We start from the raw sequence: 17,296 nt of genomic DNA on the forward strand, positions 1-17,296 counted from the left end.
ACGTATGAGAACAATGGTTGTCCTGCGCGGCGATGCGGTGGCGCGTTCAGAGGTCGTGGCAGAGCGCGACGATCGTCTGGGACCGGTGGAGCCGTCATCGGGCGGGCGAGACGGCGAGCGAGACAAGGAGAAGTCGTCAGCTCGGCGGTGGCTGGTCGATGTCGCGATCGGCGTGATGTCGAGCTTGGTGGTAGGTCTGCTCCTGGCCGCCTACCAGGCGCGGATCGACGACGCGCGGGAGAGCCAGGCCCAGGCGATCGAGGCGAGTCGCGCCGAACGCGACGAGGTCCTGGCGAACGTCCAGTTCATCCGCGAGACGATTCGTGACGCCCCAGAGGGTGCGAAGCCGTTCCGGGGGATGAACCTCCGCGGCGCGGATCTCTCGGGGATCGACCTCGGGTGCCCGGTGCGGTACGACGAGGCCGAGGGCTGGACGCGGGTCAGAGTGGAGACCTGCGCGGACTTCACCGGAGCGGACCTGACCGGCGCGCGACTCGACGGTGCGAATCTCACGGGCGCGCTCCTGGTCGACGGGTCCTTGAGGGACGTTTCCGCGGTCAACCTCTTCGCCCCGTCCGCGGAGATCGGGGGTGTCCTCGACGGCTCGGCGTTCGACGGGGCGCTTCTGTTCGGGAGCGTATTCCGGTCGCCATCGGGTACCTCGTCGTTCGTGGACGCCAACCTCGATGGCGTCCAGGTCGACTCCGGCAGCGACGAGGGTTCCACTTTCACCCTGACGAGAGTCTCGATGACGGGATTCACGACGGTGGGGGACGGGATGGAGATCGACTGCCAGGAAGGGTTCGCCCAGGCCAGTCGAGGGAACGAGATGCAACGGGTCGCGGGCTACACAGAACTGTCCGACGGCGGCCGCATCGCGTGCGGGGCGTACGGTGAGCGCTGTGACTTCGACAGGTTTCCGCAGGCGGGCGCGGAGCTGGTGAATGACGGCGTCTGGAAGATGCCAGCGACTGGATGCGCCGAGAGCGCCTCCGGAAAAACGCCGGGGGACACGCCGCCGGAACAGGTCATCGCCTTCTACAACGACCTGCTGCCCGGCTGGACCAGAAACGACATCGCCCTGGCCGAGATCCTCTGACTGGGTCGGCCCACCGGACTGGCCATCGACTCATGCTGTGCCCGTCGAGATGGCTTCACCACGCGAACATGCCGTGGCCGGTGCGACGCCGCAGACGCCCGGGCGCACGGCGAGTCGGCACGACAGGCATTGAACCACGGTCACCAGGTCCAGTGCTGATTGGCGCCGCCGGTGCAGGTCCAGATCTGCAGTCTCGTGCCGTTGGCGGAGCTGGGGCCCGTCGCGTCGAGGCACTTGCCGGACCCGGTGTTGACCAGGCTGCCGTCGGACCGGTGCTCCCACGCCTGCGCGTTCGTGCCGTTGCAGGTGTACAGCTGCACCACAGTGCCGTTCGCCGTCCCCGCCCCGGCGACGTCCAGGCACTTCCCGAGCGCCCGCACCGAGTTCCCGGGGCCCGCAGACCACTGCTGGGCGTCGGTGCTGTTGCAGTCCCACAGCTGGACGGCCGTCCCGTCCGCCGTGTTCGCCCCGGCGACGTCGACGCACTTGCCGCCGTACCCGACGACCGGCCCCTCCGCCGGAGCCGCCTCACCCTCCGGGATGACGTCCGGGTTCTCCGCGTGCGTGAGCGTCTCCCACGCGACGAACAGATGGTTGGTGCCCTGCGGCCGCATCTGCTCGGTCAGGGCCTGCGTGTTCGTCATCGCGTGCCCCTGCCGGTATCCGAGCGCGTTGAACCCGACCTCGGTCACGGGCCCGAGGCCCAGGTGCGGCGAGCCGCCGCAGAGCCACGACGGCACGGGCTCGCCCCGCTGGTACCTCGAGTGGAGTCCGAGTGCGTGCCGTAGCCGGTCGCCCACCTGCGGGTACAGGTCGTCTCCCTGGATCGCGGCGGTCTCGGCGACGTGCGAGATGGCCGACAGGCCGTAGCCGGTGTGCGTGAAGTCTCGGCAGGTCTCCTGCGCGATCCCGTTCACGAGGGTGCGCTGGCCGTGCCAGTACGTGAAGATCTCCTCGGGCGTGTCGCGCCAGTCGCCGGGCACTGTGCGGGGCACGGAGCCATCGGACGTGAGGTAGATGAACGCAGGGACGCGGTCGAGGAACCGTTGCCGGGCGCTCGCGTACACGGAGGCGTCGTCCAGGAAGACGCCGATGCCCTGGGTCGCCTCGGTCATCGAGAGTTCCCAGTTCCCGTTGCTGAGCGACCCGTTGACGATCTCCGGGAGGTAGACGTCGCGCAGCATTCCCTCGAAACGGTCGATGTCCGACGCGGACCACCTCGCGGAGGTGTACCGGATGATCTCCGCGGCCCGCGGCCAGACGGATCCTGCCCACGCCGTCTGCAGGGGCGCATTCGAGTTCGTGTGGTCGCGGATCACCGCCGACCAGGCGTTCATGATCTCGATCGCCTTGTCGGCGTGCCGCTCGTCGCGTGTCACGTACCAGGCCAGGGCATGCGTGTACGCCGCGATCGCGTCCTGCCGCTCGTCGGTGCAGCCGTGGTTCGGGTTGGAATAGGACCCGCACTCGACCACGGCCCGCGGGTGCGGCGTGTACGACAGCGACCCGTACCTGCTCGACGTCATCTGGTCCCAGGCGCTCTGCCAGGGCTGCTCCCCGGCCTGCACCATGGCCCGTACGTGGTCCAACTGCGGCCGGCTCACGAGGACACCCGGATGTGTGAACGACGTCGGCACAGCCACCGGGGTGGCGTCCTGCTCGTCGAGGACGGCGGCCGCCGGCTGGGTCGCTGAAACCGCCGCCGGGCCCGCGAGGACGGGTCCGGCGACGAGTCCGGCGGCCAGGGCGGCGGTGAGTGCGGCAAGTCCGCCGGGGATGCGGCGACCGTTTCTGTTTCTGAGGGATCGCTTCATGTGAGGCTCCTCGTCGTCGAGGTCTGATGCGGGGCCGTGACCAGTGAGGACCGTAGCGCCGAAAAGAGGTTACTGACATCTGAGTAACTACGTATTCGCCGAGCTTTCCGCCGCATGTACGGGACCTCCCTGACGTGACCAGGGCCGACATCGCCTACAGTCACATACTGACAAGTCAGAAAGTAACGAGATGTGTTCGAGGAGGAACCATGTCACGAGTCCGCGGGCTCATCGCTGCCGCGGTGGCCGTCATCATCGCCGGGGCGCTCGCCGTCGTCGTCCCCACCATGGCGGCAGCCGCGTCGAGCGGTGCGGTCGTGAGCCAGGCAGGCGGGAAGTGCCTGGATCTCACCGACGGCAGCACGGCCAACGGTACCCAGCCGCAGATGTGGACCTGCTATGCCGGGTCGGCGAACCAGACCGTCACGTTCGCCGATGACGGCAGCGTCCGCCTGAAGGGCAAGTGCCTCGACCTGGCGGAGAACAACACGTCCGACGGCGCCGTGGTCCACGTGTGGGACTGCTACAGCTCGGTGGCGACCCAGCGTTGGGCGCTGACGGGCGCCGGTGACCTGGTGAATCTCGCGGCGGACAAGTGCCTCGACATCAAGGACGGCAACATGGCCGACGGCGCGAAGCTCCAGGTGTGGACCTGCACGGGCGCGAGCCACCAGAAGTGGCGGTTCACCGGCACGACGACGCCACCGGCGCAGGACCCCGACCCGATCCTGCCGCACCCCGCCAATCCTGACCTGGGCCCGAATGTCGAGGTCTTCGACACGTCGATGTCGGACTCGGCCATCCAGGCGCGCCTGGACGCGGTGTTCGACGCTCAGGAGGAAGCGCAGTTCGGCGACGCCCGCAAAGCCTTCCTGTTCTACCCGGGCGGGTACGACGTCGACGCCAACATCGGCTTCTTCACCCAGATCGCCGGACTCGGCCTGACACCCGACGCCACGAACGTCAACGGGCACGTGCACGTCGAGGCCGACTGGTGGCACGACGGCTCGCAGAACGCCACGCACAACTTCTGGCGGTCCGCCGAGGGGCTGTCGGTCACGCCGCCCGACGGCGCCGACCGCTGGTCCGTCTCCCAGGCCGCGCCGTACCGGCGCATGCACCTGCGTGGCAACCTCGCGCTGTCCGACGGCGGCTGGTCGTCGGGCGGGTTCATGGCCGACACGGTGGTCGACGGGCAGATCGACTCCGGCACCCAGCAGCAGTGGCTGACCCGCAGCTCGACCATCGGGTCGTGGACCGGCTCGAACTGGAACCAGGTGTTCGTAGGGGTCGACGGCGCGCCGTCGAACAGCTTCCCCTCGCCGCCGTACACGACCGTCGCCCAGGCACCGAAGATCGCCGAGAAGCCCTACCTCTACGTCGACACCGACGGCATGTACCGCGTATTCGTCCCGGCGGTGCGGTCGAACACCTCCGGGACGACCTGGGCCGGCGGCGACCCGGCCGGCACCTCGCTGCCGATCTCCGATTTCGCGGTGATCCGCCCCGGTGACACGGCCGCCACGATGAACGCGGCACTCGCCGCGGGCAAGAACCTGCTGGTCACGCCCGGCGTCTACTACCTGGACCAGACGCTGCGAGTGGATCGGGCGGGCACAGTCGTCCTCGGCCTGGGGCTCGCGACGCTGGTACCCGACGGCGGCATCGACGCGATGCACGTCGCCGACGTCGACGGCGTCCGGCTGGCCGGCATCCTGTTCGACGCCGGCACCACGAACACGGACACGATCCTGCGGGTCGGGCCCGAGGGCGCGTCGGCGGACCACGCCTCGGACCCGACCGTCCTGTCCGACGTGTTCGTGCGGGTCGGCGGTGCGATCGCGGGCAAGGCGACGAAGAGCATCGTGGTCAACAGCGACGACGTCATCGGCGACCACGCCTGGATCTGGCGTGCCGACCACGGCAACGGTGGCACGGTGGGCTGGAACATCAACACCGCCCGCAACGGCCTGGTCGTCAACGGTGACGACGTCACCTTCTACGGCCTGTTCGTCGAGCACTACCAGCAGTACCAGACCATCTGGAACGGCGAGCGCGGGCGGACGTACTTCTACCAGAACGAGATGCCGTACGACCCGCCGAACCAGGCCGCGTACATGAACGGCGCCACGCGAGGCTGGGCGGCGTACAAGGTGGGCGACCACGTCACCACGCACGAGGCCTGGGGGCTGGGCAGCTACGCCTTCTTCAACGTCGACCCGTCGATCGTCAACGACCGCGCGTTCGAGGTTCCGAACCGTAGCGGAGTGCGGTTCCACGACATGGTGACCGTCTCCCTGGGCGGCAACGGGACCATCGCGCACGTCATCAACAACACCGGGGACGCGGCGAACTCGTCACACCCGGTCACGTACCTCACCGCAGGGCCGTGACGCGGCGCGTGGCCGGCCCCACGGCCGGCCACGCACCACATACGGCAGGCTGCGAATCAGCCGCAGTGTGCCAGGGGTGACAGCCAGTCGGCCCGGTCGTTGTAGCCACCGTCCCCGCCATCGCCGACCCGCAGGATCAGGTCCCGTACGCCGGTCACGTCGACGTCGAACGACAGCTCGACCCCGCGCTCGACGACACCGCTCGACCAGAGCGTCTCGTCGTCGCCGACGATGTCGAACGTCGCGGTGCCGCCCTCCGGGCCCACCGTGTCGACGGCGTCGTCGATGCCGACCGCGCCGGTGAGCCGCGTGCACGCCGCGCCGAGGCCGTACCGGACCTGGGAGGGGCTGGCGACGCCGAGCCCGGTGGGGTGCACGGTGCCGGCGACCGTGAGCGGGTTCCCGCCGCCCACACTCTGATCCACGGTGGGCTCCATCCAGCCGCTGGTCGCGCTGACCCACGGGTGGTGGGACAGCACCACTCCCGCGCCGCTGGGTGCCGCGGGGGCGATCGTCACCCGCGACGGCGGCGTCGTACCGGCCGGAACGCCGCGGGACGAGACGGTCGCGGCGACGTCGTAGCCGCCCGTGCCGGCGTCCGCCGGGACGTCGACGGTGAAGGAGGCGGTGGCCGAACCGCCGGGACGCACCACGCGCGGGGCCGGGCCGGCCGGGCGGACCGTCCATCCCTCCGGCGCCTCGAGGGCGACCTCCGGGCGGCGTACCGGGGTGCTGCCGTCGTTGTGCAGTGTCACCTCGGTCGTGAGCCGGTCGCCGGCGGTGGCAAGCAGATCGGTGGTGGGGGCGACGGTGTCGTCCCCGATGGCGGTGACCGCCGGGGGAGTGGCCACGAGGCGCGGGACGCCGTGATGGCGGTCGGGCGTGACGCGCAGCAGCGCGGCGCCGTGGGCGGGGACCGCGGCACGGATCGTGCCCGCGGACTGCGTGCGGTGGTCGGTCCAGGTGTCCAGGACGGCGAACGAGCGGCCACGCAGGCCCAGGTCGCGCGTGGTGGTCGTGACCTCGGCGGGGCGGTCGCCGCGGTTCAGCAGTGCGACGGCGACCGATCCGTCCGCGAGCGGCTTGGCCCAGGTCTCCGTGGTCCCGGCCGCCCCGATGCGGGTGCCCTGGACGCCGAGCGGGTCCTGGTCGATCGTCAGCACGTCGTCGTCGAGCAGGATGTCCATCGATGGCCGGCTCAGCGTGCGAGGGTCGCTGGCGATGACGAGTGGCGCCGCGGCGATGGTCCACAGTGTCATCTGGGTGCGGAACTCCTCGGTCGTCATGCCGAGCTCCGGGCCCAGGTAGTCGGGGTCGCTGAAGTGACCGGGGCCGGCCACCCCGGGGTGGCGCGCGTTGGCGTCGAAGTTGCGCAGCACGTCCTTGAACTGGATCTGCCCCACGAAGCCGACGTCGGTGTAGGTGCGCCAGGACTCCGCGATGTCCGGGGCGTACGTCCAGGACCAGGTGGACTGCTGTTCTTCGGGGTAGTCGCCCCAGTCGGGCGAGGTGACGGGGTTGCAGAGGTTGAAGATCATCGGGCGGCCGGAGCTGTTGTCCCGCAGCGCCCGGGCGAACGCCGTGAATGCGTCCTGCGGGTCCAGGTCGGCGGCGATGCCGCACAGGAAGTCGACCTTGACCGCGTCGTAGCCCCACTCGGCGAAGGTGTCGGCGTCGGTCTGGTAGTGGCCGCCGCTGCCCAGGCCGCAGGACCCGGGGATGTACGGGCCGGCGTCGGTGTAGATGCCGGCGCGCAGGCCGCGGTCGTGGATCGCGTCGGCCAGCGCCGCCATGCCGTCGGGAAACCGCTCTGTGTCCCCCCTCAGGATGCCGTCGGCTCCCCGTGGGATGTCGTCCTGCCAGCCGCCGTCGAGCCACACGATGTCGTAGCCGGCGTCCGCGAGGCCGGAGGAGACGAGGAAGTCGGCCACGTCGAGGACCTCGTCGGCGGTGAAGTCGCCGCCCAGGCCGTAGTAGGTGTTCCAGCCCTGGTAGGGCGTCGGGCTCGGGCTCGACGCGGGCGGGCCGTCCGGCTCGCCGGTGGTGTTTGCGACGGCGGGCGGCGTTGTGGTCGGATCTGGTGCCGCGGCCGCGTTCGTCGAAAGCGGCACTGTCGCAATCAGTGCTGTCGCGAGCAGCGTTGTCGTGAGCAGTGTTGTCGTGATGCGGGCGCATATTCTGGCCGCCCCCGTGCGTACGGTGTACATCCAGGTCTCCTGACGTCGTCGTCGGTTCGGCCGGGTGCCGAAGGAGGAACTTCCTCAGGAAAACGCCCTCGGGCGGAGCCGCGGAATGCACGGGACGACTCTCCTGCCTGGAGGATCCGACGGCAGGCCTAGCGCTCGCGCTCGTGGATGCCGCGCCGGAAGTCGCTCGGACTGCAGGAATGCACGCTGCGGAACTGACGCGAGAAGTAGAAGGGATCTGGATATCCCACGGAGCGGGCGATGTCCGCGATGGGCAGTTCCGTCGTGATGAGCAGCTCGCAGGCCCGGGCCATGCGCAGGCGTTTGAGGTACTCCACCACGCCGCCACCCGTGGCCGCGCGGAACCGGGCGGAGAAGTGGGAGGTGCTCAGGCCGAAGCGGCGGGCGAGTGCGGCCACCTCGATGACGGCGTCCAGGTGCGTGCGCAGGTACTCCTGCGCTGCGCGGACCGGTTCGCCGCGCGACGGGCTCCCGGCGGCGGCGTCTGCTCCGATCTGCGCGAGCACCGACCAGGCGGCGCCCGCGCAGCGCAGCAGGCTGGGGTAGGTCTCGTCGGCCTCCAGCGCGTCGACGACACGTTCGAGGTCGGCGACCACGCGGACCAGGTCGTGCACCTCGACCACGGCGACGTCGTCGGGTCCGGCGTGCCGTGCCAGGTCGCGCTCGAACTCGCCCGCGTCGTGGCCGCGCACGTGCATCCACCAGATCGTCCATGGGGCGTCGTCGTCCGCCCAGTACTCGTGGGGCACACCGGCCGGGATGACCAGGGCTTCCGCAGCCCCGATGCGGTGCAGGCCGCCCGGGGTCCGGCACCACCCCCGCCCGGCCGCGGACACGATGACGATGGTCCCGATGGCGCCCCTCCTGCGTACGCGCCCGTGATTGGCGGCGTGCGGGAAATAGCCCGCGTCGGTGACCATCAGGCGCGAGGTGGGGCCCGCGTCCGACACCGCGCGCACCACGGTGGCCGGCAGGACCCGCAGGCGTTGTCCAGGGAAGCCGTCACGGATTCGCATCCTGAGGAGAGTAGCCCGCCCGACGAGGTCGGGTCAGCGCACAAGATCGTCGGATCATCCAGGAAAGAGCGTCGATGCGTCGCTTCACGAGATCCCTCGATGCTTCGTAACGTCGTCCTCATGCTCGATGTGGAGTCCGTGCTCGACCTTCCCGACCGGCCCGGAGACCTGGCCGGCCGGGCCGCGGCCGCCTGGGCGGCGCCGCTCACCCTGACGACGTACGAGCCCCTGCTTCCCGACCGGTTCCCGGCCTATCTGGACCGCAGGGTGTACCAGGGGTCGTCCGGGCGGGTGTACCCGCTTCCGTTCCATCACCAGATCGCCGACGAGCCCCACCAGCGGGAATGGCGCGCGGTGCACCTGGAGAACGAGTGGCTGCGTGTCGTGGTGCTGCCGGAACTGGGCGGACGTATCCACGTGGCACGTGAGCGCAGCAGCGGCCGGGACTTCTTCTGGGCCAACCCGGTGATCAAGCCCGCGCTGGTGGGCCTCGCGGGCCCGTGGGTGGCGGGCGGCGTGGAGTTCAACTGGCCGCAGCACCACCGTCCGGCGACCTACCTGCCGGTGGACGTCGAGATCGAGGAGGAGCCGGACGGCGCCGTCGTCGTGTGGTGCTCCGACCACGACCCGTTCACGCGGATGAAGGGCATGCACGGGGTGCGGCTGCGCCCGGACAGCGCCGTGCTCGAGCTGACGGTGCGGCTGTACAACCGCAGCGAGCTGCCGCAGTCGTTCCTGTGGTGGGCCAACGTGGCGGCCCGCGTGGACGACGACTACCAGTCGTTCTTCCCGCACGACGTCGCGTTCGTGGCCGACCACGCCCGCCGCGCGATCACCGCGTTCCCGCACGCGGACCGCCCCTACTACGGCATCGACTACCCGGCGCGTGCCGGCGAGGCCCACAGTGCGCACGACGGCGTGCCGCTCACCGGCGACCGGCTCGACTGGTACCGCAACATCCCCGTGCCGACGTCGTACATGTGCGTGGGCAGCGACGAGGAGTTCTTCGGCGGGTACGACCACGCGGCGCGGCTCGGGTTCGTGCACGTGGCCGATCGCGCGATCTCGCCCGGCAAGAAGCAGTGGACCTGGGGCAACGCGCCGTTCGGCCACGCCTGGGACGCGAACCTGGCCGACGACGACGCGCACTACGTCGAGCTCATGGCCGGGGTGTTCACCGACAACCAGCCCGACTTCGCCTACCTCGCCCCCGGCGAGACCAAGGTCTTCTCGCAGTTCTGGTACCCGTTCCGCGACATCGGTCCCGTCGACCGGGCCACCCTGGACGCCGCGGTGCGACTGGAGCGCCAGGCCACGTCCGCGGGGACGACGGCGCGGGCGGGCGTCGTCGTGCCGCGCCGCCTGGCGGGGATCACGGTGACGCTGTCGGCCGCGGGCGCGACGCTCGCGACCCATGTGGCGGACATCGATCCGGCGCACCCGGTCGTCGTGACGCACGACCTGCCGGTCGGCACGGGACCGCTCACCGTGACCGTGACCCACGCGGGACGGACCCTGGTGAGCTGGGTCGAGCAGGTGCCGGAGCCGTCTGCGGATCCGGCGGTGCCGATCGTGCCGACAGACCTGCCCGAGCCCAGCTCGGCCGAGGAACCGCCCGCACCGGAGGACGTCAGCACCGTCGAGGAACTAGCTCTGATCGCGGAGCACCTGGAGCTGTACCGGCACGCGACACGCGCCCCGGAACCCTACTGGGAGGAGGCGCTGCGCCGCGACCCAGGGCAGTCGGACTGCCTCGTCGGCCTGGCACGGCGCGCTGCTGTCGCGGGGAGCCACGCGCGCGCCGCCGAATATCTCGAACGGGCCGTCGAGCGGCTGACCCGGCTGCACCGCAGCCCAAGCGACACGACGGCGATCTACCTGCTCGGCCTGGTCCGCGAAGAACTCGGCGACGACACCGGCGCCTACGACGCCTACGCGCAGGCCTCGTGGTCGCGGGCCTGGCGGGCGCCGGCAGGCTACCGGATGGCGCGCCTCGACGCGCGTGCCGGCCGCCACGAGGCGGCCCTCGGACGCCTCGCCGACGTGCGCCGCACGGAACCGGAACACCTGCAGGCGCTCGCGCTGAGCGTCGTGTGCCACCGGCGGCTGGGACGGGACGACGCCGCGGCGTCGCTGCTCGCCACCGGTCGCGCGCTCGACCCCCTCGACGCCTGGCTGCGACACCTGGACGGGCTCCCCGCCAGCGCCGACGCCCAGACCCTGCTCGACGTCGCGATCGAACTGGCCGGCGTCGGGGAGTACGACGTCGCGCTGGAGTGCCTGGACCGGGCCGAGGAACGGGAGACGCACCGTCCGGCGGGCCAGACCGCCGCCGGCCCCCTGCTCGCCTACCATCGGGCGCACGTGCTGCGGCTCGCGGGCCGTCCGGCCGAGGCCGCCGCGGAGCAGGCCCGCGCTCGCGCGATGGACGTCACGTGGTGCTTCCCCGGCCGGGCCGCGGACGCATCGGTCCTGCGAGAGGCGGCCGAGGCCGATCCGGGCGACGCCCGCGCGCCATCCCTGCTGGGGCACTGGACCTACGCGGCCGGGCGAAGGGCCGATGCACTGGCGCTGTGGCGCGCCGCCGTCGCCCTCGACCCGCACGATGTCGTGGCATGGCGCAACATCGGCGTGGCCGCCGTCAACCACGAGCACGACCTCGCCGCTGCGCGCGAGGCGTACGGCCGGGCGTGCGGCCTCGCACCCGACGACACCCGCCTGCTGTACGAGCAGGATCAGCTCGCCGCCCTGAGCGGAGTCGACCCTGCCGAACGGCTTGCGGCGCTGCAGGCCGGCCGGGGAGCCCTGGAGCGGGATGACATCGCCGTGGAGACCCTGCACCTGATGGTCACGGTGGGCAGGGCCGACGAGGCACTGCGGATCCTCCGCGAGCGGCCGTTCCACCCCTGGGAAGGTGGCGAAGGACAGGTACTGCTCGCCTGGGATCGCGCGCACGCCCACCAGGCCGTGGACGCGCTCGCAGACGGTCGCGCGGCGGACGCCGCGGGACATCTGCGAGCCGCCCTGGCGCCTCTAGCGAACCTGGGAGAGGCGCGTCATCCCCTGGCCAGCACCGCCTTCCTGCACCTTCTGCTCGGGGACGTGCTCGCGGCCGCTGGCGGCCCGCCTGCCGCGCCTGCCGCCGCCGCCGACGCGTGGCGGACCGCGGCGGCGCAGCGCGGGGACTTCGTCGACATGAGCCCTCAGGAGCTCGGCGAGCAGACGTTCTGGACGGTTCTGGCCCTGCGTCGCATCGGACAGGGCGACGAGGCGGATCGGCTCACTGCGGCGCTGCGCGCCTACCGCGACTTGTACGCCGCCCAGGCGCCACGCGTGGACTACTTCGCGACGTCACTGCCCGACCTCCTGCTGTTCGAGGAGGACCCGCTGCGCGCCCGCGACCGGCGGGTGGGCTTCCTCGACGCCCAGCTCGCGCTCCTCGACGGCGACGACACGACGGCGCGCGAGATCCTGCGGGACCCCGCGCTGGCGGCATCCCGGCCCGCGGCCGACCTGCGGCACGCCGTCGCGCGGTGGGGCGCCACACTGCTGCGCGGGCCAGGCGCCCGAGTCGCCCCTGCCGCGGTCGCTCCGCCCGCATCCGGTTCGGGCCAGGCGGAACCGAAGGAGTTCTCGGCATGAACAGCCTGTTCACGACGCCTGACCGCCCCCACGTGGTGTCCCTGTGGGACTTCACCTGGTACACGCGTACGGGTCCGGGGGAGCCGTTCGAGGACCTGGACCGCGCGTTCGCGGAGGCGCGCGAGCGCGGCTACGACACCATCCGGATCTGCGCCATGCCGTTCCTGCTGTTCCGGTCCGGGATCGACACCTCGGCGCTGGGCCTCGGCCCCCTCGGCGGCGAGTACGGGCAGCGGACCCGGTGGTACGACGTGCGGCACGAGACGACGATCGACGCGCGCGCCCACCTGGTGGAGCTGTTCCGCGCGGCCGACCGGCACGACGTCGGGGTCATCGCCTCGTCGTGGGAGTACCAGCAGTCGCCGTCGTTCGCCGCGACGCCCGAGTGGTACGAGGCGCTGCACGCCGTCGACCCGGAGGAGCGCGCCGTGGTGCTCGCCGACGCCCACGCCGACCTGGTCGACCTGCTGGAGTCGGAGGGCCTGGGCCACCGGCTCCTGCTGACCGAGCTGCACAACGAGGTGCAGATCGGCTACCTCACCGACGGGCTGGACGTGGGTCGCGGCGACGAGGCCGTCCGTGCCCTCACACCGCGCCTGGAGCGAGGGATCGCCCGGTTCCGGCAGCGGCACCCGGACCGGCCGGTGACCGTGAACTACGCGGGCGTGCCGATCGGCGCGCTGAACGCCCTGCCGGCCGATCTCGACGCGCTGGTGGTCCACCCCTACGTGTACGGGGTGCTGCAGGAGCTGATCGACACGTTCGGACTCCGTGGCCCTGCCGACCGGTTCGACGAGGAGCGGGCGCGTGAACTGCTGCGCCAGGGCGCGCCCGGACTCGCCGCGTGGTCGGTGCCGGCGGGCCAGGAATGGCGTACGCGGGCCACGATCATGTCGCCCGCCGAGGTGTACGTGCACGACTGGTGCGACCCCGAGGCGTGGGACCGCTGGCTCTACGACCGATGGGGCACCCATCGCGTGGCCATGTACCAGAAGCTGACCCTGTGGCTGGAGGCCGCGGCGGACGCCGCCGTGAGCCGCGGTATCCCGCTGATCCTCGGTGAGGGCTACGTCGGGTACACCCCGCTGCACGGTCGGTTCGAGGAGGACCTGCTCGGCGCGGGACTGTGCCGCCACGCGATGCGCGAGGCACGTCGGCTCGGCGCGTGGGGCGCCGTCGTGTGCTCCAACGCTGCGCCGCACCACCCGATGTGGACCGACGTCGCGCTGCAACGGCAGTGCGCCGAGATCCTGACGGGCGTGGGCCATCCCGCGCCCGTGCACTGAGCAGCACCAGATGCGCCAACGACGGCGCACGGAGGAGGAACAACGATGTCCAAGCGAACGATCACCCGCCGCGAGCTGCTCGCAGGCGGCATGACGGTGGGTGCGGCGAGCCTGCTGGCCGCATGCGTGGGGACGACGTCGGGTGGCGGGGGAGGCGGCGGTGCGAGCGCCGGCACCGTCACCCTGCAGAACTCGATCCAGGATGCGGACCCCAAGGCCGCGCTGGAGGCGCTGGTGGAGGCCTACCAGGGCGCTGACGTCACCCTGAACTCCGTGGCGACCGAGCAGTTTCGGGCGCAGCTCACCAACTACCTGCGGTCCGGCGACGCGCCCGAGGTGCTGAGCTGGTACGCCGGGTCCGTGGCCCGGTCCTACGCCGAGGAAGGGCTGTTGCTGGACGTGTCGTCCCTGTGGGAGGGCGACGGCGCATGCGCCGGCTACTCCGACGCGCTGCGCGCCTTGTCGACCGACGCGGAGGGACGGCAGATCTTCGTGCCGACCAACTACTACTGGTGGGGCGTGTTCTATAAGAGGTCCTCGTTCGAGAGGTGGGGCGTCGAGCCGCCGTCGTCGTGGGACGACTTCCACGCCCTGTGCGAGAACCTCAGTGGCCAGGGCATCGCCCCGCTGACGAACGGCCTGTCGTCCACGCCGTGGATGGCCTCAGGTTGGTTCGACTACCTGAACCTGCGGGTCAACGGGGCGCAGTACCACCGGGAACTGCTCGCCGGGGAACACGCGTTCAACGACCCCGAGGTCGTGGACGTCATGGAGGAGTACAAGCGGCTCATCCCGTACTTCGACACGAACATGGCCTCCTACACGGCCCAGGACGCGGCGACACCCATGGCCCAGGACGAGTCGGCGATGTACCTCATCGGAACGTTCGTCACCACCTACTTTCCCGAGGATCAGCGCGACGACCTCGACTTCTTCTCCGTGCCCGTGATCAACGACGCCGTGCCCACCGCCGAGGAGGCACCCACCGACGGGTACTTCGCCGCGGCCAACAGCGACAATCACCAAGGTGCGCTCGACCTGCTGAGCTACCTCGCCTCCCCGGAGTCGCAGCAGCAGTTCATCGAGCGGTCCAGGTCCGCGAACCTGCCCACGTCGCCCGACGTCGACACCTCCTCCTTCAGCCCGATGGTCCAGAAGGGCATCGAGCTGCTGAACACCACCGAGGAGATCACGCAGTTCTTCAACCGAGACTCCTCCGACGCCCTCCAGGCCACCGCCGACACCGCCCTGACGAAGTTCCTCGCCCAGCCCGACTCGATGAGGAGCATCCTCGACGAGTGGCAGACCGCGGCCGAAGGGGTCTTCGCGTCGTGAGCGCGCAGACCCCCATGGCCGTCGCGGAGCGACGTCATGGAGCCCGGCGCGGCGAGACCCGCCGCCGCTCCGGGCTCCTGCGCATCCCCCTGCTCGTATGGGCGTTCCTGCTGCTCCCGCTCCTGGTCGAGCTGTTCTGGGTGTTCTGGCCCGCCGCGAACTCGTTCTCGTTGTCCCTCACCCGATGGGACGGGATCGGCCTGGCCGAGCCGGTGGGCGCGCAGAACTTCCGCGACCTCGCCACTGACCCGATCTTCCGCACCGCACTGTGGAACAACGTCGTCTGGATGATCGGGTTCGGCGGCCTGTCCGTCGTCGGCGGGCTCGTCCTCGCCGTCACCCTGAACAAACCCGGCCCCCTCGTCGGCCTCTACCGCAGCGCCATCTACCTGCCCATGGTCGTCTCGCTCGCCGTCAGCGGCCTGTTCTGGCGAGTGATGTACGCGCCCGACGGACCGGTCAACGCCACCCTCGGCCTGCTCGGCCTCGAATCCCTGCAACGCCAGTGGCTCGCCGACCCCGCCGTCGCCCTCTGGGCGGTGCTGATCGCCGCCGTCTGGCGCCAGGTCGGCTACATCATGGTGCTCTACCTGGCCGGCCTCAAGGGCACCGACCCCACCCTCGAGGAGGCCGCCGCCGTCGACGGCGCCAGCGCCTGGCAGCGGTTCTGGCGCATCGTCATGCCACAGCTGCGCGGTGTGAACACCGTCGTCTTCGCCGTCACCGTCATCGACTCGCTGCGCACCTTCGACATCGTCTGGGCGATGACCCGCGGCGGCCCCTACAACGAGACCCAGCTCCTGAGCACCTACATGTTCCAGCAGGCATTCACCACGGGGAACCTCGGCTATGCCTCCGCGATCGCCGTCGTGATCTTCGCCCTGGCCATCGGCTTCATCATCACCTACCTTGCCCGCCAGGCGCGGACGGAGGACTGACATGGCAGCGATCGCTCCCCCCGCCGCCGGCACCGCACCCGGCACACCGGCCGTGCGGCCCCGCCGCCGTCGCCGGCCCCGCACCGCACGCTCCCCGTGGCTCCACGTCGCGATGATCCCGGTCACGCTCCTGTGGCTCAGCCCCATCCTCTTCGTGGCGTTCGTCGCCGTCCGCTCCTACGACGACATCGCCGGCCGCGGCCTCGGCGCCCTCCCGGCCTCCTTCAGCCTCGACGGCTTCACCACCGCACTCACCGACGGCGGCGTGCTCCGCTCCCTCGGCAACAGCCTCGTCGTCACCGCCTGGGCCGTCCTGCTCTCCCTGGCACTGTCCGCGATCGCCGCCTACGCGCTCAGCCGGTTCGCCATCCCCGGACGCCGCACCATCCTGCTCACCATGCTCGCCGGCAACCTCCTACCCCCGCAAATCCTCCTGGTCCCCGTGGCCTCCATCACCGAAGCCCTCGGCATCGCCGACACCCTGACCGCCCTCGTCATCGTCCAGGTCGGCTTCGGCATCGGCTTCTACACCTTCGTGCTCCACGGCTTCATGCGCGCCCTCCCCGCCGAGGTCTTCGAGGCCGCTCGCCTCGACGGTGCCGGACCCGGCGGCATCTTCTGGCGCATCGTGCTGCCCCTGTCACGACCACCGCTCGCGGCGCTCGCGGCGCTGGCCACGACGTGGATCTTCAACGACCTGATCTGGGCGATGACGGTCCTGCGCACCGAGGCCAAGTTCCCGGTCACCGCCGCCCTGCTCAACTTGCAGGGCGGCTACGCCAGCGCCTGGAACGTGGTCGCGGCGGGGTCCCTGGTCGCCGCTATTCCGACCGCGGTCGTGTTCTTCATGTTCCAGAAGCAGTTCGTGTCCGGACTACTCGTCGGAGCGAGCAAGTGAGGTAAGCGGCCTCCGTCTGCCGTCAGGAGGGTTGCGGTCTTCCTGGACGGGATCGCGGCCGTGGTCGCCGTCCTGTTCGCGGTCGTGGGTGTCGTCTACGGGTGGCGGTCCGGAGCGATCTCGAAGGCCTCCGACGTTCCCAAGCTCATGGCCGAGGGCGTGCGCCAGATGGCACCCGTGCTGGTCCTCTTCTTCGCGATCGCCCAGTTCCTGCAGTACTTCGACTGGACCCACATCGGCGACGTCGTCGCCGTGAACTCGGCCGAGGCGCTGCGCACCAGCGGCGTACCGATCTGGGTGGTCTTCCTGGCCGTCCTCGCCCTGCTGTCCGTGGTCAACATCCTGGTCACCAGCGGTTCCGCGATGTGGGCGATCGCCGCCCCCGTCGTCGTGCCGATGCTGATGCTGCTCGAGGTGCCCGCGGAGACCACGCAGGCACTGTTCCGCATCGCCGACTCCGGGTCCACATCGATCACGCCGATGAGCCCGTACTTCATCATGGCTCTCGGCTTCCTCCAGCGGTACCGCAAGGACGCCGGGATCGGCACCCTCGCCTCGTACACCCTCCCGCTGGCCGTATGCATGACACTCGCCTGGACACTGCTGTTCTTCGCGTGGTGGACACTCGGCATCCCGCTCGGCCCCGGAGCACCCGTGCGGTAACCGAC

The 17,296-nt window shown here is 70.8% G+C and carries 11 protein-coding genes; 8 read left to right on the top strand and 3 right to left on the bottom strand.

Going from position 1 to position 17,296, the window contains the following annotated elements:
- Positions 1-4 precede the first annotated feature (4 nt).
- A complete protein-coding gene (locus tag IIE03_RS22955) occupies positions 5-1,099 on the top strand; it encodes a pentapeptide repeat-containing protein (protein ID WP_192865111.1) in 1,095 nt (364 codons plus the stop codon).
- A 140-nt stretch (positions 1,100-1,239) separates the two neighbouring features.
- On the opposite strand, the gene IIE03_RS22960 is transcribed toward IIE03_RS22955, so the two are convergent.
- Positions 1,240-2,913 (bottom strand): ricin-type beta-trefoil lectin domain protein, encoded by a 1,674-nt coding sequence (locus IIE03_RS22960; RefSeq protein WP_192865112.1) that lies wholly within the window; start codon positions 2,911-2,913, stop codon positions 1,240-1,242.
- Positions 2,914-3,122: 209 nt separating this feature from the next.
- On the opposite strand from IIE03_RS22960, the gene IIE03_RS22965 reads away from it, so the two are divergent.
- Positions 3,123-5,306: an RICIN domain-containing protein gene (locus IIE03_RS22965; protein WP_192865113.1), complete on the top strand. Its 2,184-nt coding sequence runs from the start codon at positions 3,123-3,125 to the stop codon at positions 5,304-5,306.
- 56 nt (positions 5,307-5,362) lie between these two features.
- On the opposite strand, the gene IIE03_RS22970 is transcribed toward IIE03_RS22965, so the two are convergent.
- Together IIE03_RS22970 and IIE03_RS22975 are read right to left on the bottom strand one after the other, a co-directional pair.
- Complete coding sequence (locus IIE03_RS22970) at positions 5,363-7,513, bottom strand: NPCBM/NEW2 domain-containing protein (protein ID WP_225998224.1); 2,151 nt, start codon at positions 7,511-7,513, stop codon at positions 5,363-5,365.
- Between the two features lie 128 nt (positions 7,514-7,641).
- Positions 7,642-8,529: an AraC family transcriptional regulator gene (locus IIE03_RS22975; protein WP_192865114.1), complete on the bottom strand. Its 888-nt coding sequence runs from the start codon at positions 8,527-8,529 to the stop codon at positions 7,642-7,644.
- Positions 8,530-8,628: 99 nt separating this feature from the next.
- On the opposite strand from IIE03_RS22975, the gene IIE03_RS22980 reads away from it, so the two are divergent.
- The 6 genes from IIE03_RS22980 to IIE03_RS23005 are packed head-to-tail and all read left to right on the top strand — an operon-like array spanning position 8,629 to position 17,291.
- On the top strand, positions 8,629-12,171 hold the full coding sequence (locus IIE03_RS22980) for a DUF5107 domain-containing protein (RefSeq protein WP_225998225.1): 3,543 nt from the start codon (positions 8,629-8,631) through the stop codon (positions 12,169-12,171).
- A complete protein-coding gene (locus IIE03_RS22985; protein WP_192865115.1) occupies positions 12,168-13,457 on the top strand; it encodes a cellulase-like family protein in 1,290 nt (429 codons plus the stop codon). Before IIE03_RS22980 ends, IIE03_RS22985 begins: the two co-directional genes overlap by 4 nt.
- Before the next feature lie 45 nt (positions 13,458-13,502).
- Positions 13,503-14,792: an ABC transporter substrate-binding protein gene (locus IIE03_RS22990; RefSeq protein ID WP_225998226.1), complete on the top strand. Its 1,290-nt coding sequence runs from the start codon at positions 13,503-13,505 to the stop codon at positions 14,790-14,792.
- Positions 14,789-15,730, top strand: coding sequence for a carbohydrate ABC transporter permease (locus IIE03_RS22995; RefSeq protein ID WP_318843139.1), 942 nt, complete (start codon positions 14,789-14,791; stop codon positions 15,728-15,730). Before IIE03_RS22990 ends, IIE03_RS22995 begins: the two co-directional genes overlap by 4 nt.
- Before the next feature lies 1 nt (position 15,731).
- A complete protein-coding gene (locus IIE03_RS23000) occupies positions 15,732-16,628 on the top strand; it encodes a carbohydrate ABC transporter permease (RefSeq protein WP_192865116.1) in 897 nt (298 codons plus the stop codon).
- Between the two features lie 42 nt (positions 16,629-16,670).
- The gene (locus IIE03_RS23005) at positions 16,671-17,291 is read left to right on the top strand and encodes an AbgT family transporter (RefSeq protein ID WP_225998232.1); all 621 of its coding nucleotides are present in this window, start codon (positions 16,671-16,673) and stop codon (positions 17,289-17,291) included.
- The last annotated feature ends 5 nt before the right edge of the window (positions 17,292-17,296 follow it).

The sequence above is a fragment of the Myceligenerans pegani genome (genome assembly GCF_014892515.1).
Lineage (GTDB): Bacteria > Actinomycetota > Actinomycetes > Actinomycetales > Cellulomonadaceae > Myceligenerans > Myceligenerans pegani.

Coding starts and splice junctions, on each gene's coding strand:
- IIE03_RS22965 (WP_192865113.1), top strand. CDS start 3,123: ATGTCACGAGTCCGCGGGCTCATCGCTGCCGCGGTGGCCGTCATCATC.
- IIE03_RS23000 (WP_192865116.1), top strand. CDS start 15,732: ATGGCAGCGATCGCTCCCCCCGCCGCCGGCACCGCACCCGGCACACCG.
- IIE03_RS22990 (WP_225998226.1), top strand. CDS start 13,503: ATGTCCAAGCGAACGATCACCCGCCGCGAGCTGCTCGCAGGCGGCATG.
- IIE03_RS22985 (WP_192865115.1), top strand. CDS start 12,168: ATGAACAGCCTGTTCACGACGCCTGACCGCCCCCACGTGGTGTCCCTG.
- IIE03_RS22960 (WP_192865112.1), bottom strand. CDS start 2,913: ATGAAGCGATCCCTCAGAAACAGAAACGGTCGCCGCATCCCCGGCGGA.
- IIE03_RS22970 (WP_225998224.1), bottom strand. CDS start 7,513: ATGTACACCGTACGCACGGGGGCGGCCAGAATATGCGCCCGCATCACG.
- IIE03_RS22955 (WP_192865111.1), top strand. CDS start 5: ATGAGAACAATGGTTGTCCTGCGCGGCGATGCGGTGGCGCGTTCAGAG.
- IIE03_RS22975 (WP_192865114.1), bottom strand. CDS start 8,529: ATGCGAATCCGTGACGGCTTCCCTGGACAACGCCTGCGGGTCCTGCCG.
- IIE03_RS22980 (WP_225998225.1), top strand. CDS start 8,629: ATGCTTCGTAACGTCGTCCTCATGCTCGATGTGGAGTCCGTGCTCGAC.